Source organism: Mycobacterium sp. (genome assembly GCF_049683355.1).
GTDB lineage: Bacteria > Actinomycetota > Actinomycetes > Mycobacteriales > Mycobacteriaceae > Mycobacterium.
The window spans coordinates 16,171-37,025 of sequence record NZ_JBAUJB010000379.1; the positions used below are offsets into that span (position 1 = coordinate 16,171).

Annotated in this window: 13 protein-coding genes and 4 pseudogenes; 12 read left to right on the forward strand and 5 right to left on the reverse strand. The window is 67.8% G+C overall.

Annotated elements, in window-relative coordinates:
• The first annotated feature begins 4 nt into the window (after nucleotides 1-4).
• Entirely contained in the window at nucleotides 5-1,597 is a 1,593-nt protein-coding gene (locus WA944_RS21775; protein WP_526370988.1) for a regulator, read from the forward strand.
• A 19-nt stretch (nucleotides 1,598-1,616) separates the two neighbouring features.
• Here the strand turns inward: WA944_RS21775 and WA944_RS21780 are convergent.
• A pseudogene (locus WA944_RS21780) lies at nucleotides 1,617-2,443 on the reverse strand (threonine ammonia-lyase).
• 163 nt (nucleotides 2,444-2,606) lie between these two features.
• Here WA944_RS21780 and WA944_RS21785 point away from each other — a divergent pair.
• The 4 genes and pseudogenes from WA944_RS21785 to WA944_RS21800 all read left to right on the forward strand — a co-directional run.
• Nucleotides 2,607-3,107, forward strand: a pseudogene (locus WA944_RS21785) (hypothetical protein); the annotation flags it as partial.
• Complete coding sequence (locus WA944_RS21790; RefSeq protein WP_526647333.1) at nucleotides 3,034-4,746, forward strand: tetratricopeptide repeat protein; 1,713 nt, start codon at nucleotides 3,034-3,036, stop codon at nucleotides 4,744-4,746. The pseudogene WA944_RS21785 and the gene WA944_RS21790, both read left to right, overlap by 74 nt.
• Nucleotides 4,747-4,756: 10 nt before the next feature.
• On the forward strand, nucleotides 4,757-5,236 hold the full coding sequence (locus WA944_RS21795; RefSeq protein ID WP_526372377.1) for a nucleoside deaminase: 480 nt from the start codon (nucleotides 4,757-4,759) through the stop codon (nucleotides 5,234-5,236).
• Between the two features lie 146 nt (nucleotides 5,237-5,382).
• On the forward strand, nucleotides 5,383-6,687 hold the full coding sequence (locus WA944_RS21800) for an alpha-amylase family protein (protein ID WP_526372380.1): 1,305 nt from the start codon (nucleotides 5,383-5,385) through the stop codon (nucleotides 6,685-6,687).
• 4 nt (nucleotides 6,688-6,691) lie between these two features.
• On the opposite strand, the gene WA944_RS21805 is transcribed toward WA944_RS21800, so the two are convergent.
• Nucleotides 6,692-7,114, reverse strand: a complete 423-nt coding sequence (locus WA944_RS21805) for a DUF1810 domain-containing protein (protein WP_526372376.1) — start codon at nucleotides 7,112-7,114, stop codon at nucleotides 6,692-6,694.
• Between the two features lie 325 nt (nucleotides 7,115-7,439).
• On the opposite strand from WA944_RS21805, the gene WA944_RS21810 reads away from it, so the two are divergent.
• Entirely contained in the window at nucleotides 7,440-8,435 is a 996-nt protein-coding gene (locus WA944_RS21810; RefSeq protein ID WP_163891073.1) for an esterase family protein, read from the forward strand.
• A 68-nt stretch (nucleotides 8,436-8,503) separates the two neighbouring features.
• Here WA944_RS21810 and WA944_RS21815 read toward each other — a convergent pair.
• Nucleotides 8,504-9,816 (reverse strand): annotated as a pseudogene (locus WA944_RS21815) (ATP-binding protein).
• A 157-nt stretch (nucleotides 9,817-9,973) separates the two neighbouring features.
• Between WA944_RS21815 and lon the strand changes: the two are divergent.
• The 5 genes and pseudogenes from lon (at nucleotide 9,974) to WA944_RS21840 (ending at nucleotide 15,106) form a co-directional block, all read left to right on the forward strand.
• Nucleotides 9,974-12,295 carry an endopeptidase La gene (gene lon, locus WA944_RS21820; protein WP_526647334.1) on the forward strand — a complete coding sequence of 774 codons (2,322 nt, stop codon included), beginning with the start codon at nucleotides 9,974-9,976 and terminating at the stop codon, nucleotides 12,293-12,295.
• A 113-nt stretch (nucleotides 12,296-12,408) separates the two neighbouring features.
• Nucleotides 12,409-12,741: a TfoX/Sxy family protein gene (locus tag WA944_RS21825; protein ID WP_526372374.1), complete on the forward strand. Its 333-nt coding sequence runs from the start codon at nucleotides 12,409-12,411 to the stop codon at nucleotides 12,739-12,741.
• 41 nt (nucleotides 12,742-12,782) lie between these two features.
• The gene (locus WA944_RS21830; RefSeq protein ID WP_526372373.1) at nucleotides 12,783-13,424 is read left to right on the forward strand and encodes an endonuclease; all 642 of its coding nucleotides are present in this window, start codon (nucleotides 12,783-12,785) and stop codon (nucleotides 13,422-13,424) included.
• 36 nt (nucleotides 13,425-13,460) lie between these two features.
• Complete coding sequence (locus WA944_RS21835; RefSeq protein WP_526372372.1) at nucleotides 13,461-14,069, forward strand: hypothetical protein; 609 nt, start codon at nucleotides 13,461-13,463, stop codon at nucleotides 14,067-14,069.
• 24 nt (nucleotides 14,070-14,093) lie between these two features.
• Nucleotides 14,094-15,106 (forward strand): annotated as a pseudogene (locus WA944_RS21840) (malate dehydrogenase).
• Here the strand turns inward: WA944_RS21840 and WA944_RS21845 are convergent.
• On the reverse strand, nucleotides 15,107-16,582 hold the full coding sequence (locus WA944_RS21845) for an acetyl-CoA acetyltransferase (protein WP_526372379.1): 1,476 nt from the start codon (nucleotides 16,580-16,582) through the stop codon (nucleotides 15,107-15,109). It abuts the pseudogene before it with no gap.
• A 13-nt stretch (nucleotides 16,583-16,595) separates the two neighbouring features.
• On the reverse strand, nucleotides 16,596-18,956 hold the full coding sequence (locus WA944_RS21850) for a CaiB/BaiF CoA-transferase family protein (protein WP_526372371.1): 2,361 nt from the start codon (nucleotides 18,954-18,956) through the stop codon (nucleotides 16,596-16,598).
• A gap of 118 nt (nucleotides 18,957-19,074) precedes the next feature.
• On the opposite strand from WA944_RS21850, the gene WA944_RS21855 reads away from it, so the two are divergent.
• The coding region (locus WA944_RS21855; protein ID WP_526647335.1) for a phosphoketolase family protein at nucleotides 19,075-20,855 on the forward strand (1,781 nt) is incomplete at its 3' end.

Here is a 20,855-nt window from a genome sequence, read left to right on the forward strand (position 1 = left end):
TCAGATGAGCACCGAAGTCACCAACCCACCCGCCGATCCTCCGACCGAGAAACCGGTCTCCATCCCGTGGTGGACCCGCGGAGACACCAACGCGTTCTTCGGTCTCGGCTTCAACATCCTGGTCAACGTCCTGACGCTCACGGGTCTGATGATCGCGGTGGTCGGCGTGCCCGCCGACGACGTCCTCGGCACCGTACTGCCCGCGCTCGGCGTCGCCCTCATCCTCGGAAACCTGTACTACACCTTCCTCGCTCGCCGACTTGCGCAGCGAGAGAACAGGTCCGACGTGACCGCCTTGCCGTACGGCCCGAGCGTGCCACACATGTTCATCGTGGTCTTCGTGGTCATGCTGCCGGTGTATCTGGCCACCGACGACCCGATCCAGGCCTGGCAGGCGGGCCTGGCGTGGGCGTTCCTGATCGGTGTGATCGTGATGATCGGCGCGTTCGTCGGGCCCTACATCCGCAAGCTGACTCCCCGCGCGGCCATGCTGGGCACGCTTGCGGGCATCTCCATCACATTCATCTCGATGCGACCGGCCGCACAGATGTGGGAGGTGGCCTGGATCGGCATGCCTGTGCTGGCAATCATCCTGATCGGCTTCTTCACAAACGTGAAGATCCCCGGTGGGATACCGATCGGGTTGGTGGCGCTGCTGGTCGGGACCGCGATCGGATGGGCAGGCGGTTACATGTCGGCCCCCGATGTCGGTCAGGCGGTCAGCGATATCGCGATCGGTGTCCCGGACCTGCGTTTCGACCTGCTGTTCAACGGACTCGCCGACCTCGCTCCGCTGCTGGGTACGGCAATCCCACTGGGCGTCTACAACTTCACCGAGGCGATGAGCAACGTCGAGAGTGCCGCTGCTGCGGGCGACAGCTACAACCTGCGCAGCGTGCTGCTCGCCGACGGTGCGGGCGCTGTGGTCGGTTCGGCGTTCGGTTCGCCGTTCCCGCCCGCGGTGTACATCGGGCACCCCGGGTGGAAAGATGCCGGCGGCCGCGCGAGCTACTCACTGGCCAGTGGCGCTGCCATCGGAATGCTCTGCTTCGTCGGGCTTTTCGGAGTACTCGCCGCACTGCTCCCGGTTCCGGCCATCGTGCCCATCCTGCTCTACATCGGTCTGTTGATCGGCGCGCAGGCTTTCCAGGCGGTGCCGCGACTGCATGCCGTGGCGGTGGTGGCGGCCCTTCTGCCCAACCTCGCCGAGTGGGGCCGCGGGATGATCGACAATGCGCTCAGTGCGGCGGGCACGTCGGCGGCCGAGGTCACCTCCGAGGCGCTCAACGGGGCGGGCGTGGTCTACGACGGATTGAAGACGCTGGGTGAAGGCGCCGTGCTGGTCGGCCTGATCCTGGGCACCATGGTCACCTTCATCCTGGACAAGAAGTTCCGTCACGCCGCCGGAGCTGCAGCAGTGGGTGCGGGGCTGTCCTTCATCGGGCTCATCCACGCACCCGAGGTGGCGTGGGCGGCCAGCCCGCAGGTCGCGCTCGGGTATCTGCTTTTCGGGAGCGTCTGTGTCGTGTTCTCGTTCCTGCCCGGCGCCGACGATCCCGTCGACGTGGAAGAACCGGAGGTGGTGGCGGGCCACTGAGTCGGACAGGCCAACGCGATCAAAGCCGTTGGGAGGACGCACCAGTGACCCAGCGGTGAAAGGCATCCGGGTCGACGTTGCTGCCGCAGACGATGGTGACCACGTGTCGGCCGGCAAAACGTTCACGGTCCTCGAGGATCGCCGCGATGCCGAGTGCGGCCGACGGCTCGGTGACGAGGCCGGCGTGGTCGAGGAGTAACCGCATGCCCGCGGTGATCGAGGTCTCCCGGACCAGCACGGCGTCGTCAGCGACCAGAATCAGGTCGTCCAGGACCGCCGGGATGGGGTGCCGGCCGGCGACTCCGTCGGCGATGGTGTCGGTCGAATCGGTGGTGACGACGCGACGTCGGTGCCACGAATGTGTCATCGCCGGTGCGCCCAGCGGCTGAACGCAGATCACCTCGACGTCGGATGCCAGGGACTTCATCACGTGCCCCACGCCGGTGGCCAGTGCCCCGCCGCCGAGTGCCACCAGCACGGCATCGAACGAGGACGCAGCGCCCACCAGTTCCAGCCCGATTGTCGCTGCACCTTCACACGTCTCGAGGTCCAGGCTGTCTTCGACCAGCCGGATCTGATCGTTTCGAGCGAGCATCACCGCTCGCGCGCGTGCCACCTCGATGTCACCGTCCACCAACTCCAACCTCGCCCCCAGCGCACGGATGCGGTCGAGCTTGGCCGCCGGGCACTGGGCGCCACCACGGTGACGTCCAGTGCCCGGCGGCGACCGGACCACGCCAGGGCTTGGCCGAGGTTTCCGGCACTCGCGCACACCGCGGCTCGCGGACCGCCGTCGGCGAGCAGGCTCGCCACCACCTCGGTGCCCCGAGCCTTGAAGCTGCGCACCGGGTTCGCCGTCTCGAGCTTGATGCTGACGCTGCACCCGAGGCTGGGTTAGAGTGCCTCGCAGCGGTAGAACGGACTATCGAGAAAAACCGGGGCGATCATCCGGTGAGCCGCCCGAATCCGGGCGGTGTCGAGGCGCGTCCGCTGCACGACACAGCAGCCTAGCGCGTTCTCGGCGGTGCTGGCGGGTTCGGTGACGGTCTATGTGGGGCAGGTGCTCGGCGCGCTCACCACCCACACATGGCAGGTGTTCGGCGTGCTGTGGTTATACGCGATGGCCGTCGGCGGTGCGGTGACCGGCGTGGCGGCCGCGTTCGGGATCCTGGCCTCGGTGCTGCTGGGACTGTTCCTCGTCGTGGTCGGCAATGCGGCCGCGGCGGGCCCGGTCGGTCGTCCCTTGCTGTCCGGCTTCTACTCGACGTTCACCGCGGTGGTGCCCCAGGGGTCGGGTGTCTCGCTGCTGCGCAGCATCTCCTATTTCGGTGGGCACGGCGCCGCCACCCCGCTGCTCACGCTGGGTATCTGGGCGGCGGCGGGGTGCCTGCTCGCGATCCTCGCCACCGCGACGAGGGTGAACTATGGTGCCCTCTATGGACGCCGCGCCGAGTGCACTCGGCGAACTCGAGGACTACTACGATCTCGGCTCTTACCATCGGCCGATTGAGACACCCTCGGCCGCAGCGCAGGTCTGGTTCGACCGCGGCATGATCTGGTGCTACGCCTTCAACCACGACGAGGCGATCCGTTGCTTCGACCGGGCGTCGGAACTCGACCCCGACCTGGCGATCGCTCGCTGGGGCATCGCGTACGCCGTCGGACCCAACTACAACAAGCCGTGGGAGGCGTTCGACCCGGTCGATCTGGCCACGTCGCTGCAGCGGGCCCGAACGGAGCTGGCGTTGGCCGCAACCTGCCGCGCGGGTGACGTCGAACGCGGCCTCGTCGACGCGCTGACCGCGCGGTATCTCACCGACGACCCCCAGGACACCGAGGCGCTGCAGGCCGGTCACAGCGGCTACGCCGATGCGATGTCGGCACTGGTGCGGAGGTATCCCGACGACATCGACGTGGCCGCACTGGCTGCCGACGCACTGGTCAACGTCACGGCCTGGGCCCTGTGGGACAGTCGCACCGGCGAACCCGCACCCGGTTCGCGGGTCGTCGAGGCCAAGCGGGTCCTCGATGACGCGCTGGCAACCCAGGCCGGCCGCGAACACGCCGGGATCTTGCATCTGTACCTCCACACGATGGAGATGTCGACGGTGCCGCAGGAGGCGCTCCCCGCGGCTGACCTGTTGCGCGACCTGGTGCCCGACGCCGGACATCTGCGGCACATGCCGAGCCACATCGACGTGCTGTGCGGGAATTACCGGGACTCGGTGGCGGCGAATCTGGCTGCGGTACAGGCGGATAAGCGCTTCGTCGAGCGGGAGGGCGCGCTCAATTTCTACTCGCTGTATCGGGCGCACAATCTGCACTTCATCGTGTATTCGGCCATGTTCGAAGGTAACTCGGCGGTCGCGCTGCAGGCCGCCGAGCAGCTCGCCGCTCAGCTCACCCCCGAGCTGCTCACCATCGAATCGCCCCCAATGGCCGATTGGCTGGAAGCGTTCGTGCCGTTGCGGATCCACGTGCTGGTCCGGTTCGGCCGTTGGGCCGACCTGATCGACACGCCGGTCCCCCAGGATCAGGCCCTGTACTGCACGACCGCGGCCACCGTCCATTACGGGCGGGGGGTGGCATACGCCGCGACCGGGCAGCTCGAGCAGGCGCGCGCTGAGCGGGAGTCGTTCGCCGCAGTGTACGAAACGATTCCAGAGGGCCGCTATCTGTTCAACAACACCAGCCGAGACATCCTGGCGGTCGCTGCCGCGATGCTCGACGGTGAGATCGACTACCGTGCAGGACAATTCGATGCTGCGTTCGCTCATCTGCGGCGGGCAGTCGAACTCGACGACTCACTGCCCTACGACGAACCGTGGGGGTGGATGCAGCCCACCAGGCATGCGTACGGTGCGCTGTTGCTCGAGCAAGGTCACGTGGAGCTGGCGGCGCAGGTGTACGCCGCCGACCTGGGGCTGGATCCGACGCTGAGCAGGCCCTGCCAGCATCCGGGCAACCTGTGGAGCCTGCACGGGTATCACGAGTGCCTGACGCGGCTGGGCCGTGACGCCGAGGCGGCGATCATCGGCCGGCAACTCGAGCTCGCCCGCGCGCGCGCCGACGTCCCGGTACTTGCCTCGTGCGCCTGCCGGCTGGAGCCGACCGACGGCGGCAGCTGCTGTGTCGACGCGGGTCCGTAGACTTCCCCCGGTGGCGGTCAGCGAAGACGACCTCGAGCACCTGAGGCGGTGTGCGGATCTTGCGCCTCTCGCGTTTCAAGGCGGTGACGAGCCATTCGGTTCGCTGCTCGTCGATCACGAGGGCGCGGTGCGTTTCGAGGACCACAACCGGATCAAGGACGGCGACGCCACCCGCCACCCCGAGTTCGCGATCGCCCGGTGGGCGGCTGAGAACCTGGACGCCGAACAACGCGCGCACAGCACGGTGTACACCTCGGGCGAGCACTGCCCGATGTGTGCGGCCGCGCACGCGTGGGTGGGCTTGGGGCGCATCGTCTGCGCGGCCACGTCGGCCCAGCTGACCCAGTGGCTGCGTGACGGGGGCGCGCCCCCGTCGCCCGTGGCCCCGTTGCCCATCAACACCGTCGCGCCCGGAGTCACGGTCGACGGACCGGCGCCCGAACTGACAGAGACGATGAAATCGTTGTACGGAAAGGCTTTTGGCGGATGACCGACGAGCACTTGCGCGAGGAGCATGTGACCGACGAGCACTTGCGCGAGGAGCATGTGACCGACGAGCGCTTGCGCGAGGAGCATGTGACCGACGAGCGCTTGCGCGAGGAGCATGTGACCGACGAGCGCTCGCCCGAGGAGCATGTGACCGAACCGGGGTGGGTCGAACACGTCATCTGGTGGCAGATCTATCCGCTGGGCTTCGTCGGCGCCCATCCGGCCGACCCGGCGCCCACTCCGGACGAACACCGGATCCGCAGAATCGTCGACTGGCTAGACTATGCAGTCGAACTCGGGGCATCGGGTCTGGCGCTGGGGCCGGTGTTCGCCTCCCGCACCCACGGCTACGACACCACAGACCACTACCGCATCGATCCCCGGCTGGGCGACGACTCCGACTTCGACCACTTGGTCGCCGAAGCCCATCAACGGGGGCTGCGGGTGCTGCTCGACGGAGTCTTCAACCACGTGGGCACCGACTTCGCGCGATACCGCGACGCGGCGGCCGGTGGGGACACCTCATGGTTCCGGTTGCGCGACGGCCGGTTCGAGACCTTCGAGGGTCACGACGGGTTGATCTCGCTGAACCACCGGAACGCCGAGGTGATCGACTACACCGTCGACGTGATGTGCCACTGGGTCGGCCGCGGCGCCGACGGCTGGCGTCTCGACGCCGCCTACGCGGTCCCGGACCGCTTCTGGGCGCAGGTACTCCCCCGGGTCCGGGCGATGTACCCCGAGGCGTGGTTCGTCGGGGAGGTCATCCACGGTGACTACGGAGCCCACGTCCGCAACGCCGGATTCGACTCGGTGACGCAGTACGAACTGTGGAAGTCGATCTGGAGCAGTCTCAACGACGCGAACTTCCATGAGCTGGACTGGACGCTGACCCGCCACAACGAGTTCCTGGACACCTTCGTGCCGATGACCTTCATCGGCAACCACGACGTCACCCGGATCGTCAGCATGCTGACCAACCCCGACCACGTCGAGCACGCGATGGCGGTGCTGCTGACCACCGGCGGGACCCCGAGCATCTACGCCGGTGACGAGTCCGCGTACCGGGGCGTCAAGGAGGAGCGGTTCGGCGGTGACGACGCCGTGCGGCCCGAATTCGGTTCCCCCCATGAAGGAGTCGGCGAGCACGGGATCCAGGTGTTCCGTGCTCATCAGCACCTCATCGGCCTGCGGCGGCGGCACCCGTGGTTGCACACTGCGCGGACCACGCCGCTGCACGTGACCAACCACGGATACGTGTACGCCGCCCGCAACGGTGACCACACGCTGGTGGTGGCACTCAACGTCGACGACGTGGCGATGCCGCTGTCGCTGCCCTCCCTCGGCTTCGCCGCCGGTGAGATGGTCGCGGGGTCGGGTGCTCCGCCGTCGGAGGTCGTGGTCGACGCCGTTGTCCCGCCCCACGGCTGGCTGGTCCTGGAGCCGCGCTGACCCCTCAGTCGAGCAATTCGAGGGTCGCCGGATCCTCACGGCCGTCGTAGAAGGTGTCCAGGACCGCGCGGAACACCGGATCTCGGCCCGCGCGGGCGAACAACGTCATCGACGAACGTACCTTGAGATCGTCTGGGTGGCAGAGGATCTCGGTGGCCGTGCGGCCCTCGACGGCAAGCAGCAGCCCGGCGCACTCCCGTAGCCGGGAGCTCAGAACCGGGTGTTCGAGATACGCCACCGCCTCGGTCAGCGACGAGATCCCGAACCTGTGCGCGGATGCGCTGTGCCCCAGACCGCGCATCTGAGGAAAGACGAACCAGATCCAGTGACTGCTTTTGGAGCCGGCGCGCAGTTCGGTCAGCACAGTCGGGTACACGCGGTCTTGGGCCTCGACGAAGCGGCCGAGGTCGAACGGGTCCTCACTCATCGTGTGCCCGAGTCTTGCAGGACCCCGGACTCGCTTCAACAACTGTTTGCCACGAGTTGGTTGTCCAAGCCGCTCTCCAGGCAGCCGGTGTGCGGTCTGTGGCCCAGCGCGTGCAGCGTAATAGCAGTCTGCTTTCACTCTCGTCACAGGACTGTCTGTGCGGCACGAGTCCGTGCCGAGTTGTAATCGTTAGCCAACCGCGACGTCGTTTTGCGGTGTCGAACGCCGGGCCGAGCGCGAAGAAGGTGTTGCATTACCTCTGCAACGCGACCGCGTTTTTGCCAGGCGAGCAAGACTTGTACGAAAGGTGGGTTGGCTGCCGCTTATGAGGTTGACAGAGAAGTTTCGAGGTAAGTGGGTGCGCCGGGTGGCCGCTGCTGCCATGACGGCGGCAGCACTGCCCGGGCTGATCGGCTTCGCCGGTGGTTCGGCGACCGCGGGTGCGTTCTCCCGGCCCGGTCTTCCCGTCGAGTACCTGGATGTGTTCTCCCCCGCGATGAATCGCGATATCCGCGTTCAGTTCCAGGGGGGTGGTCCACACGCCGTGTACCTGCTCGACGGTCTGCGTGCCCAGGACGACTACAACGGCTGGGACATCAACACCCCGGCGTTCGAGTGGTATTACCAGTCCGGACTGTCCACGGTGATGCCGGTTGGCGGCCAGTCGAGCTTCTACACCGACTGGTACCAGCCGTCGCGGGGCAACGGCCAGGACTACACCTACAAGTGGGAGACCTTCCTGACCCAGGAGCTCCCCGCCTGGTTGGAAGCCAACCGCGGAGTGTCGCAGAACGGCAACGCCGTTGTCGGTCTGTCGATGGCCGGTAGCGCGTCGATGAACTACGCGATCTACTATCCGCAGAAGTTCATCTACGCCGCATCGCTTTCGGGCTTCTTGAACCCGTCCGAGGGTTGGTGGCCGATGCTGATCGGGCTGGCGATGAACGACGCGGGCGGATACAACGCCGAGAGCATGTGGGGCCCGTCCTCGGACCCGGCTTGGAAGCGCAACGATCCGATGGTCAACATCAACCAGTTGGTGGCCAACAACACCCGGATCTGGGTGTACTGCGGAACCGGCACCCCGTCGGACCTGGACTCCGGAACCCCGGGCCAGAACCTGATGGCGGCGCAGTTCCTCGAGGGATTCACGTTGCGGACCAACATCAGCTTCCGTGACAACTACATCGCCGCGGGCGGCGCCAACGGCGTGTTCAACTTCCCGGACGCGGGCACGCACAGCTGGGGCTACTGGGGGCAGCAGCTGCAGCAGATGAAGCCCGATATCCAGCGCGTGCTGGGGGCGCAGAACGTGGCCTAGCGGCAACCCACGAACCAGGAAGCCTGCCGTTTCCCCCGAGCGGCAGGCTTCCTGCTGTTTCGGGAACGTCAGAGCCGGGTGCGCATCGCGATGTCCTCGTTGAACTCGTCGAGAATCGCGTCCGTCAGCGTCGGCCTGGTCTCAGCGATGGTGCCGAGGAAGTCGTCGGTGCCGGGGGGCTCGCCGCGGCGGAACTCGATCTCGCGTTCGAATGCGCACTGTGCGCCCTTGCGCGCGGTGAACTCGATGTCGGCGGGCGTGAACATCGCGGTGGCCTCGACGAGCTTGTCGACTTCGACACCGTCGGCGACAGCACCCAGGTAGCGGTTCCAGATCGCCTTGCGCGCGGCGTCGTCGGGGGGCCCGACCGGGATGACGTAGTCGAACCGTCCCGGCCGCAGGAACGCCGAGTCCAGCGAGCGCACGGAGTTCGTCGCGCAGATCAACAGCCGCTCGTCGTGCTGGCGGAACGTCGGGATGAGTTTGAGGAGTTCGTTCGTGACGCCGTGGGCCGGTCCGACGGGATGCCGGAGCGTGAGCCCGCGATCTCCTCGACCTCGTCGATGAACACCACCGCGGCTTCGAGCTCCGTGAGGTCGGCGAACATGTCCCGCAGCGCGTTGGGCATCGTGACGTCGGGTGCGGCCAGCCGCGACGGGAAGATCTCGATGAACGGCCAACCGAGCCTTCCGGCAACGGCTTTGGCGAAACTGGTCTTCCCGGTGCCCGGCGGGCCGAACAGGATGGCCGCCTTCGGCGGTGACACCCCGTAGCGCGTGGCCAGATCGGGTTGGGCCAGCGGCAGCACGATGCGACGCTCGATCATCCGCTTCTCGTTCTCCATGCCGGCCATGTCGTCCCACAACCGCTGCCCCATGATCTGGCCGCCAACTGCGCTCAGCAAGCCGGTGTCGGCGGGCCCGACGTGATCGACCCTGTCGAAGTAGCGCAGATCGGTGCGCTCGGTGTATCCACAGTTGCGCAGCGCCGCGGTACCGGTGGCGTCTTCGGGCAACATCGCGCTGATGCGACGCACGCCCAAAGTGCGCAGCCGCACCTCCAGCTCGGCGAGAAGGGCGCTGCCGATGCCGCGGTCGCGCCACCCACTGCTCAGCGCGATCATCGTGATCCAGGCTCGCTCGCCGCCGACCTGGGCGACCGCCATGCCGACCAGTTGGTCGTCGACGACCGCAACCACGGCGGGTTGACCGCCGCGCGCGGCGGAGACCACCTCCGAGACCGGAAAGGCCGGGGACGCCTCCGCAGGCTCCCGGCTCTGGTCCCAGACCGAGATGGCCTGGTCGAGGTCGTCGTCGTGAAAGTCGCGCAAGCGCCAGGGGGCATGGGCATCGATGATGCGGTCTGCCCGGTCACCGGACATGCCCCCCGCGGGTGGTTGCGCGGGGGATGCATCCTCACCCCTGGGATCGCTGCTCCGCCGTTCTGCTCTCGGCGATATGGAGATGGGTGCCATGTGCCCGGGGAACAATCCGGCTGCGGCCAGGGTTGAGCGCATCAGATTCAACTTTGGAGGATTCATGGCCGAAGCCACATCAGTGCCGGTGCTGTTCATCAGCGAGCCGATCGTGCTCCCGGGAATGGTGGTGCCGATAGAACTGGACGAGGCCGCCCGCGTCGCGGTCGACGCAGCGCAGGCCAGCGAGAACGGCAAGCTGCTGATCGCGCCACGCCTGGACGACCGCTACCCCACCTACGGCGTGATCGCCTCGATCGTGCAGGTCGGCCGGGTACCCGCCGGCGGGGTGGCCGCGGTCGTGCGCGGTGAGAACCGCGCGCACATCGGGACCGGGACGACCGGACCCGGTGCGGCACTGTGGGTGTCGGTCGAGGAGGTCGCGGACGCCGAGGCCACCGACGAGACAAGAGCGCTGGCCGCGGAATACAAGAAGCTGTTGCTGGCGATGCTGCAGCGCCGCGAGGCATGGCAGATCGTCGACGTGGTCAACAAGATCACCGATCCGTCGGCGCTCGCCGACACCGCCGGCTACGCGTCCTACCTCAGCGACGTCCAGCGGCGGCAACTGCTGGAGACCGAGGACGCAGCGGAGCGGTTGAGCTCACTCATCCAATGGACCGGCGAGCATTTGGCCGAGGTCGAGGTCAACGACAAGATCGCCGAGGACGTCCGCTCCGGTATGGACAAGCAGCAGAAAGAGTTCCTGCTGCGCCAGCAGCTGGCTGCCATCCGCAAGGAGCTGGGAGAGGGTGAACCCGACGGGTCTGACGACTACCGGGACCGGATCGAGGCCGCCGACCTGCCCGAGAAGGTCCGCGAAGCTGCGCTTCGGGAGGTCGGGAAGCTGGAACGGTCGAGCGACCAGAGTCCCGAGGGCGGCTGGATCCGCACGTGGCTCGACACTGTCCTGGATCTCCCGTGGAACACGACGACCGAGGACTCGACGGACCTGAGGTCGGCCCGGGAGATCCTCGACGCCGATCACCACGGCCTCGAGGACGTCAAGGATCGCATCGTCGAGTACCTCGCGGTGCGGGCACGGCGCGCGCAGCGGGGCATGTCCGTGGTCGGCGGGCGCGGATCGGGCGCCGTCATGGTGCTCGCCGGTCCCCCCGGTGTCGGCAAGACCTCGCTGGGTGAATCGGTGGCCCGGGCACTGGGCCGCACATTCGTCCGCGTCGCCCTCGGTGGGGTGCGTGACGAGGCCGAGATCCGTGGACATCGGCGGACCTACGTCGGTGCGCTCCCGGGCCGAATCGTGCGCGCCATCGGCGAAGCGGGATCGATGAATCCGGTTGTGCTGCTCGATGAGATCGACAAAGTGGGCTCCGATTACCGTGGTGATCCGAGTGCGGCGCTGCTGGAGGTGTTGGATCCGGCGCAGAACCACACCTTCCGCGACCACTACCTCGATCTCGATCTGGATCTGTCCGATGTGGTGTTCCTGGCGACGGCCAACGTGATCGAGAACATCCCGTCGGCACTTCTGGACCGGATGGAGCTGGTGCAGATCGACGGTTACACCGAAGACGACAAGGTCGCGATCGCCCGTGACTATCTGCTCCCCCGGCAGGCCGAACGCGCGGCGCTGACCCCCGAGGAGGTGACGGTCACCGACGCCGCACTGCGCAAGATCGCCGCGGACTACACCCGCGAACCGGGTGTACGGCAGTTCGAGCGACTGTTGGCCAAGGCGCTGCGGAAGGCCACCACAACACTGGCCGCCGACCCGACGCCGTTGACCATCGACGAGCCTGATCTTGTCGGCTACCTGGGGCGTCCGCGGTTCACCCCGGATTCCGAGGAGCGTACGGCGGTGCCCGGCGTGGCGACCGGTCTGGCCGTCACCGGACTCGGCGGCGACGTCCTCTACATCGAGGCCGGGTCGACCGACGGTGAGGCCGGTCTCGTGCTGACCGGCCAGCTGGGTGACGTGATGAAGGAGTCCGCGCAGATCGCGCTGTCCTACGTGCGTGCCCACGCCGAGCAGTTGGGTGTCGACCCGCAAGCGCTGGACCGCAAGATCCACGTCCACGTGCCCGCAGGCGCGGTGCCCAAGGACGGTCCCTCTGCCGGGGTGACAATGGTGACCGCGCTGGTGTCGATGGCAACCGGACGCCAGGTGCGTGCCGACGTCGGGATGACCGGTGAGGTCACACTGAACGGCCGGGTGCTGCCGATCGGCGGCGTGAAGCAGAAATTGCTGGCCGCCCAACGTGCCGGACTGTCAACCGTTTTCATCCCGCAGCGCAACGAGCCGGATCTCGACGACGTGCCGGCCGAGGTGCTCGACGCACTCGAGGTGAAGCCGATGACCGATGTGGCCGAGATCGTCGCGCTGGCGCTGGAACCGGCCGCCGAGACCGCGACCGTCGCGGCCTGACAGCCGCGAGCAGACGCAAACTCGCACAATCTTCCGGGATTTCGTGCGAGTTTGTGTCTGCTCGCCGAGGAAGAGTGGGTGCGGATACCGCGGCAAGTCGCTACCGTCACAGCATGGCCTATGACGCCGACCTCGCCGAACGTGTTCGCGAGCTCCTAACCGCTCGACGCGGCATCGAGGAGAAGAAGATGTTCGGCGGGCTGGCGTTCATGATCGACGGCAACATGTCGGTTGTGGTCAGCTCCCACGGCGGGCTGAGGGTGCGGGTGCCGCCCGCAGAGACCGATCGGCTGCTGGCTCGCGCCCACGTCGAGCCGATGGTGATGGCGGGTCGAGAGGTTCGCGGCTGGGTGCGAGTGCAGCCCGGCGGCGTGAAAACCAGCAGGCAGCTGTCGGAGTGGGTGAACCACGGTGCGGAGTTCGCCGAGGGACTACCGGCGAAGTAGTCGCGGGTTTTCCGCCCGGCGCTTCGGGTAAGACCTTTCCAATGTCGTCATCGAGACATCAGCGTGTGGTCCAACGGTTGCTCGACGAGGCCGGCACCACGTTCGCCGAGGAGGCCGGGATCCGGCTGCGAGACAAACCGATGCCGTTGTTTCAGCTGCTGATGCTGTGCATGCTGGCCAGCAAGCCGATCGACGCGCACATCGCGGTGCGCGCCGCGCGCGAGATGAACCGGTCCGGGCTGCGCACCGCGCGGGCGGTGCGGGACGCCGAGCGGTCTGCACTCATCGGTGCCTTCGGCCGCGCGCACTACGTTCGCTACGACGAGAGTTCGGCGACCCGAGCGGCCGAGATCGCCGCCGCCGTCACCGACGACTACGGCGGTGATCTCCGTCGGCTCGCTGTTGCCGGGGGCCGCGATGTCGCCGAGACGAAGCGACTTCTGCAGCAGTTCAAGGGAATCGGTGGCACGGGAGCCGATATCTTCCTGCGCGAGATCCAGGACATCTGGACCTGGGCGCGGCCGCACTTCGACGATCGGGCCACCGCAGCCGCGGCCGACCTCGGCCTGCCCGACGATCCCGGAGCGCTGGCGTCGCTGGCACCTCGCCGCAGCGCCGCCCTGGCCGCGGCACTGGTGCGGGTGTCGTCGGACCGCGAACTGCGCGAAAGAGTGCTGGGGTGACCGTCGCGGCGTCCACCACCCGGCACACTCGACACCATGTATGCCATGAGATTCGCCGCCCTCGGCGCGCTGATGACGACGCTGAGTTGCGGGTGCGCCGCCGGGTCGGTGGTGGTCAACACCGACGACGGCGCGCCGACCGCCAGCCCCGCTTCCACACCCGCCGTGAGCACCACCCGGCCGAGCAACGCGCACCTGGTCAATGCGTTCGACTACGCAGCCGAGGTGGACGGGACCACCGGATACTACTTCACCAGTCCCAGCGGGCGCTGGGAGTGCGCGGTGCTGCCGCGCACCCGGGCAGGCTGCCAGAGCGCCCAGGCGCCGACGTCAGCCCTGCCGATCACCGGCGCACCCGACGAGGTTCCCGACCCCGACGGCGAACCGGTAGCTGCGAACGTCCTCGTCGTCGACCGGACGGGCGACCCGCAGTTCTCCGCGGAGTCGGCGCCGCAGTTCGGGCTGGACCCGGGCCCCGCGGTCGTGCTGCCGTTCAACCGCATCCTGGCGGTCGCCGGCTTCCGCTGCAACGTCCAGGAGACCTCCGGCATCTCGTGCCTGTCCGAGCTCAGCGGAAAGGGATTCACCTTCTCGTCCGACGGCTACACGATGACCTACACCGACGTGCCTGCCGACGCGCCATGACCCAGGTTGTCTAGGTTGAGACGCGTGACATCACCACCGCCGTCCGCGTCTCCCGCTCCGGTCACCGTCGCCGTCACGGGAGCGGCCGGGCAGATCGGTTACGCGGCCCTGTTCCGGATAGCCGCCGGCGCGATGCTGGGCCGGCACACCCCGGTCGCGCTGCGGCTGCTCGAGCTGCCCGGCGCGGTGCGAGCCGCCGAGGGCGTCGTGATGGAACTCAACGACGGCGCGTTCCCGCTACTGGCCGGAACCGAGATCTACGACGACCCGGTCCGGGGATTTGACGGGGTGGACGTGGCGCTGCTGATCGGATCGCGGCCGCGCACCAAGGGAATGGAACGCGCCGACCTACTGGAGCCCAACGCGCAGATCTTCGCCACCGCGGGCAAGGCGCCCTCAACGCCGGTGCCAGTGCCGATGTCCGGGTGCTGGTCGTCGGAAACCCGGCCAACACCAACGCTTTGGTGGCCGCAGCGCACGCCCCCGACATCCCCGGTGACCGGTTCACGGCGTTGACCCGCCTGGATCACAACCGGGCGGTCGCCGCGATGTCCCGGCACTCAGGGGTTCCGGTCACCGAGATCACCAGGATGACGATCTGGGGCAACCACTCCCCCACCCAGTACCCGGACATCTTCCACGCGCAGGTCGGCGGGCGGTTCGGCGCCGACTACGCCGCCGACACCCACTGGCTCACCGACGATTTCATTCCCACGGTGGCACGCCGCGGCACCGCAATCATCGAGGCACGCGGTGCGAGTTCGGCGGCGTCGGCGGCCAACGGCGCGATCGACCACGTCGACGACTGGATCCACGGCACCCCGGACGAGGATTGGACGTCGGTGGCACTGCCGTCTCCCGGTGCCTACGGCATCGACGAGGGACTGGTGTGCTCGCTGCCGTGCCGCGCCGTCGGTGGCCGGTGGGAAATCGTCGAAGGGCTTGACATCAACCCGTTCTCCCGCGCCCGGATCGACGCCTCGGTCGCCGAGTTGCGCGCCGAACGCGACGCGGTCGCGGCGCTCGGCTTGTTGTAGTCACACCAGCGCCGCGGTGCCGTCCTCGTGGACGCGTACCGACGCACCCGCGAGGTCGTCACGAACGGTCGCCTCGGCGTCGGCCGAATCGGTGATCACCGCGAGGACCCGGGCGTCCTCAGGTGTCCGCACAGCGAGAAAAGCCTTCTCGGGCCGACCATCCCGGTCCACGGGGGTGGTCCACGACTCCACCGTGCCGACGCCGCTCCAGTCCACCAGCGCAGTCCGGGTGGGCTCTCGGTCGACAGCGGGTTGCAGATCCTCCCAACGGAATTCGTGTTCCGGCGGCTCAGTGCCGTATACGCCGAAGCTGTGCTTTGTCAGATAGCCGCCGTTGGCGGTGATCAGGCCGCGCTTACCCGGCTGGGCCGCCAGCCGCTCGGCCATCGTGGCGATGGAGTGGGTGACGTAGTTGTTCCACGGCCCCCCGGCGAACGTCAATCCGCCGGTCACGGTCAGCGGCCGATCGGCATCCCCGACGGGTAGGCCCAGCTCCCTGGCCGCGACCTGAACCGCCGACGGAAAGCAGGAGTAGACGTCGACCAGCTCGATGTCGTCGATCCGGGCGCCCACGAGTTCCAGTGCCCGCTTCCCGGCGATCCTGATCGCCGGCGAGGTACAGAACTCCGCCCGCTCGCCGATCGCGTAGGTATCGTGCGCGTCGGTTCCGGCGTAGGGGAACACCCAACGCTCCGTGGGGATCTGCAGGTGGGCGGCCTTCTCGGCCGAGGCCAAGATCAGCACTGCCCCCTGGTCGACCATGTTGTTGGAGTTCATCAACTTGGTGTAGGGCCAACTGATCATCCGGTTGTCCGGTGCCGGCTGCCAGATCCGTTCTGCGCTGAGGACTTCCCTGCTCCAGGCGTGCGGGTTCGTCGCGGCGATCGCACTGAACTGGGACCACAGCTGGCCGATGCGGCGGCGGTGTTCGTCGGGTGTCTCACCCGCGGCGATCCGCACCGCCTGCTCGAACATCGGATAGACGTAGGCGGGCCGGTCCAGGTTGATCCGGATCTCCGCGGGCCCTGCCATCGGCACCCCGTCATCGGAACCGGGAGCTACCGGCACCGAATCGTCCTGGCGTGTCCAGTCCGGCTTCTGGCCGGCCGCGCGCAACCGGCTCCGGGTGCGCCAGGTCTCCGCGCCTCCGATCAGTACCACGTCGGCCCGGCCCTGCTGGATGTCCAGGCAGGCCGAGTTCACCAGCGTCTGCGGCACATTGCCGCCGACCCCGGTGCACCGGGTATCCGCCTTCTCGGCCCGGATACGTTGCGCGAGAAGCAGTCCCGGATCGCGGTAGCGCCACGACAGCAGGTTGACGATTCGGACGGCGTCGACCGACTCGAGCACCCGTGGGTCGGCGGCGGCGCGTGCGGCCGCGACCATCAGGTCGACGGGTTCGACACCGGGGTTCTCGGTGTGCTGGTTCACCTGGCCGTAGCCGACGAGTACCGGGGTCCTGGGGTCCAGTGACATCAAGGTGGCCTTCCTAGGTCGTGTTCTCATGGGTGAACAGCACGCCGTCGGCGATCAGCCCGTCGATCTGCTCAGGATCGAGGCCGAGCACCTTCTGACAGATCATCCGGGTGTGCTCCCCGGGCATGGGCGCGGGCCGCAGATCTGCACGCGGGATGCGGGTGAACGGGGCCGGCGAGGTCTCGGCGAACACCGGGGCATCCAGCAGCGGGTGGGTCATGTCGCTGAACAGCTGCCTGAAAGCGATCTGGGGATCGGCGGCGACGTCGGCCACACGGTTCATCGGACCGGCGGGGACGCCGAGATCCTGCAATTGCGCGACGACCGCGTCCTTGTCCCGGGTCGCGGTCCACTGCGACACCGCAGCGATCAGCTCGGCGCGGTCCTCGGGAAGCGCCGAGCGACCGATCAAACCTGCAACCGTTTCGCGGTGTGACGCCTCGCGCACAGAGATCACGCACCATTCGTCGTCACCGGCGCACGGGAACACCGCGTCGACGGAGTCGTCGGCTATCACCTCGAACCCGGCGGCCCCGCACGATTCGCTGACATACGCCTGCGCGAGCTGGTTGATCGCCGCTTCGGCCTGTGAGATGTGCACGTGGCCACCGACACCGGTGCGTCGGCGCCGGATCAGCACGGCGGCAGCGGCGATCGCAGTGACACGGCCGACCACGTGGTCGGGGAAGATCGTCGTGGCGTCGTAGAACGTGTCCGGCTCGGCGTCGGGCGACGTCCACAACCGGGTGACGCCGGTGCAGGCCCGGACGAGTGGGCCGTAGCCCATCTGCGAACTCCAGGGCCCGCGATCCCCGAATGCGCTGCTCTCGGCCAGCACGATGCCGGGGTTGAGCTCGCGCAACCGGTCGTAGGAGAATCCGAGCGAGGCCAGCGTGCCCGGTTTGAAGTTGGCGAACACCGCATCGGATGCCGCCACCAACCGGCTGAACAGTTCAGCCCCGGATTGCTGCCGCAGATCCAGGCCCAGGCCGTACTCGTTGCGATGCGTCAGCGCCCAGGACCGGCTCATCGGCTTGCCCGGCGGGGACTGCCGCAGGCCGTCGGGGTAGGCCGGGCTCTCGATCTTGATGACCTCCGCGCCGAGGTCGGCGAACAGGCGGCCCAACTCGCCGCCGGCGACGATGACGCCGAGGTCCAGGATCCGGATGCCGTCGAAGGGCCGAGAAATTCCGCTTGCCGGGCTGCCGACCGGGCGCTCGTCGGCCGGCCACGGGGCCCGCCACTCGGGCGCGTCGGACCCGACGGCGGGCGCACCGTGCCGGTACCCGTGGCGGGCACCGTCGATCACCAGAGGGCCGACCGGGATCGTCACCGACGTCCGCGGTGTCAGGGCGACCTCGGACAACGCGCCCACACTTCGAAAGTGGGCTTCCGACAATGCTTCTGCGGGGGTCAGCACCGCAGCGATCGGCACTCCACGGGTCTGGCCCGCAGCGACCAGGGAAGCCACGGTCTGCGGGGCGAACAACTCGGCGATGGCCGCATTGAGCTCCCGCGAGGCGGCATAGCGGGCGGCGATGGTGTCGAACCGCGGGTCCGAGAACTGTTCCGGCTCGCCGAGCCAGGCCCGCATGCCGTGCCATTGGCGCGCCGACAACAGGCAGATCCGTACATGGCCGTCGCGGCATTCGAAGATCGGGTAGATCTGCTGGTTGCGCGGGCGGCCGCGCCACAACTCGGTGGGAGCCTTCAGCCCGACGGCGGCCTGTCCCTCGGAGCCGAAAGGCGGGTCGAGCGCCTGGACCACCGCCTCGAAGCGCGAGAAGTCGACGAACTCGCCTTTCCCGCAACGTAACCGGTCGTAGTAGGCGGCCAGAACCGCCCATGCGGCCTGCACCGCCGCTGTGGCCGAAGCCACGCCGTTCGGTGGCAACACCGGCGTGCCGGCGGTCGGCCCGGTGCGGGACAGCGCCGACGACATCGCGTAGCACACAGCGTCGGTGGCGCGCCAAGAAGCGTAGGGCCCCGACGCACCGAAATCGGTGACCGACATCGTGACCAGATGGTCGAAGCGCTGCGACAGCTCCGTGCAGGACGTGCCGAATGCCGCTGCGGTGCCAGGGTTCTGCGAATCGATCACGATATCTGCAGCGCCGGCGAGTTCGATCAGCGCTCGCCGGTCGGCGGGCACGCCCGGATCCAGCACGGTGCAGCGCTTGTTGGCGTTGTCCAGCGCGAATCCGATACCGGCCCCGGCCACCGTCGGTGCGCTGCACCGCGCCGGACTGCCGCCGGGTGGCTCGATCTTGAGCACGTCGGCACCGAGATCGGCAAGGATGCGGCCGACGGCGTCACCTGCACCCGAGCACAGGTCGAGCACCCGCAGCGATGCCAGCAACGGTTCTCCGACCATCGCCGCCTGCCCTTCTGCCGTCGTGGATGACTGCTCACGATAGCGGTGCGCGAAAGATTAACGCCCGCGCCATCGGGTACGGGTTGGAGGACACCCCGATGCGGAGTTGGATGGAGACATGACTGCCTCGACCGAGCCGAAGAACGTCGACCGGAGCCCGCTGAGCGATGAGATGGTGAGCCGACTCGACCGGTGGTGGCGCGCCGCCAATTACCTGTCGGTCGGCCAGATCTACCTGCTGGACAACCCACTGCTGCGGACTCCACTGACCCGTGACGATGTCAAACCGCGCCTGCTCGGGCACTGGGGCACCACTCCCGGCCTGAACTTTCTCTATGCCCACCTCAACCGCGCGATCAACGAGCGCGAGCAGTCGACGATCTACGTCACCGGCCCCGGCCACGGCGGACCCGGTCTGGTGGCCAACACCTACCTCGAGGGCACCTACAGCGAGATCTACCCCGACATCAGCCAGGACTCCGAAGGGCTGCGCAGGCTGTTCCGGCAGTTCTCGTTCCCCGGCGGCATCCCCTCGCATGTGGCCCCGGAGACCCCGGGTTCGATCCACGAGGGCGGCGAACTCGGCTACGCGCTGTCACACGCCTACGGCGCCGCGTTCGACAACCCGGACCTGCTGGTCGCGGCGGTGGTCGGCGACGGCGAGGCCGAAACCGGGGCGCTGGCCACCAGCTGGCACTCCAACAAGTTCGCGAACCCGAACAAGGACGGAGTTGTGCTGCCGATCCTGCACCTCAACGGCTACAAGATCGCCAACCCGACGGTGCTGGCCCGGATTCCGGCCGACGAGCTGCGCAGCCTGATGATCGGTTACGGACACAACCCGTACTTCTTCGAGGTTCCCGACGGCGCAGAGTCCGGACCGGACCATGCCGACGCCCACCGCCGGTTCGCCGCGCTGCTCGACGACGTGCTCGATGAGATCGCCGAGATCAAGGCAAGGGCGGCTGCAGGTGACGACTTCCAGCCGCGCTGGCCCATGATCGTCTTCCGGACGCCGAAAGGCTGGACGGGGCCCGACTACATCGACGGCAAGAAGACGACCGGATCCTGGCGCGCTCACCAGGTACCGCTGGGCAACGCCCGTGACACCGAGGAACACCTGACGGTGCTCGCCGACTGGCTGGCCTCTTACCGGGCCGACGAACTGTTCGACGCCGACGGCCGGTTGCTGGCCGATATCGCCGAATTGGCACCGCAGGGCCAGCTGCGGATGAGCGACAATCCCCACTCCAACGGCGGTCTGGTTCTCAAGGACCTCCGGTTGCCGAACTTTCGCGACTTCGCCGTCGACGTGCCCGAGCCGGGTGCGACCATCGCCGAGGCCACCAAGGTGCTCGGCCAGTGGCTCACCGAGGTGATCAGGCTCAACCCCGACAACTTCCGCATCTTCGGACCCGACGAGACGGCATCCAACCGGCTGCAGGCCGTGTACGACGCCACCGACAAGCAGTGGAACGCCGAGTTCTTCGGGTCCGACGTCGACGAGCACCTCGCCCGCGCGGGCAGGGTGATGGAAGTGCTCTCCGAGCATCAATGCCAGGGCTGGCTCGAGGGTTATCTCCTGACCGGCCGGCATGGCATGTTCAACTGCTACGAGGCCTTCATCCACATCATCGACTCGATGTTCAACCAGCACGCCAAGTGGCTCAAGGTCACCGACGACATCCCGTGGCGGCGCCCCATCGCAAGCCTGAATTACCTTCTGTCCAGCCACGTCTGGCGGCAGGATCACAACGGTTTCTCCCATCAGGATCCCGGCTTCATCGACCACGTCGTCAACAAGAGCGCGAACGTGGTGCGCGTCTACCTGCCGCCGGACGCCAACACCCTGCTGTCGACCTACGACCACTGCCTCAGATCGCGGCAGTACGTCAACGT

Coding starts and splice junctions, on each gene's coding strand:
- WA944_RS21835 (WP_526372372.1), top strand. CDS start 13,461: ATGTATGCCATGAGATTCGCCGCCCTCGGCGCGCTGATGACGACGCTG.
- WA944_RS21790 (WP_526647333.1), top strand. CDS start 3,034: ATGGACGCCGCGCCGAGTGCACTCGGCGAACTCGAGGACTACTACGAT.
- WA944_RS21825 (WP_526372374.1), top strand. CDS start 12,409: ATGGCCTATGACGCCGACCTCGCCGAACGTGTTCGCGAGCTCCTAACC.
- lon (WP_526647334.1), top strand. CDS start 9,974: ATGGCCGAAGCCACATCAGTGCCGGTGCTGTTCATCAGCGAGCCGATC.
- WA944_RS21845 (WP_526372379.1), bottom strand. CDS start 16,582: ATGTCACTGGACCCCAGGACCCCGGTACTCGTCGGCTACGGCCAGGTG.
- WA944_RS21775 (WP_526370988.1), top strand. CDS start 5: ATGAGCACCGAAGTCACCAACCCACCCGCCGATCCTCCGACCGAGAAA.
- WA944_RS21830 (WP_526372373.1), top strand. CDS start 12,783: ATGTCGTCATCGAGACATCAGCGTGTGGTCCAACGGTTGCTCGACGAG.
- WA944_RS21805 (WP_526372376.1), bottom strand. CDS start 7,114: ATGAGTGAGGACCCGTTCGACCTCGGCCGCTTCGTCGAGGCCCAAGAC.
- WA944_RS21850 (WP_526372371.1), bottom strand. CDS start 18,956: ATGGTCGGAGAACCGTTGCTGGCATCGCTGCGGGTGCTCGACCTGTGC.
- WA944_RS21810 (WP_163891073.1), top strand. CDS start 7,440: ATGAGGTTGACAGAGAAGTTTCGAGGTAAGTGGGTGCGCCGGGTGGCC.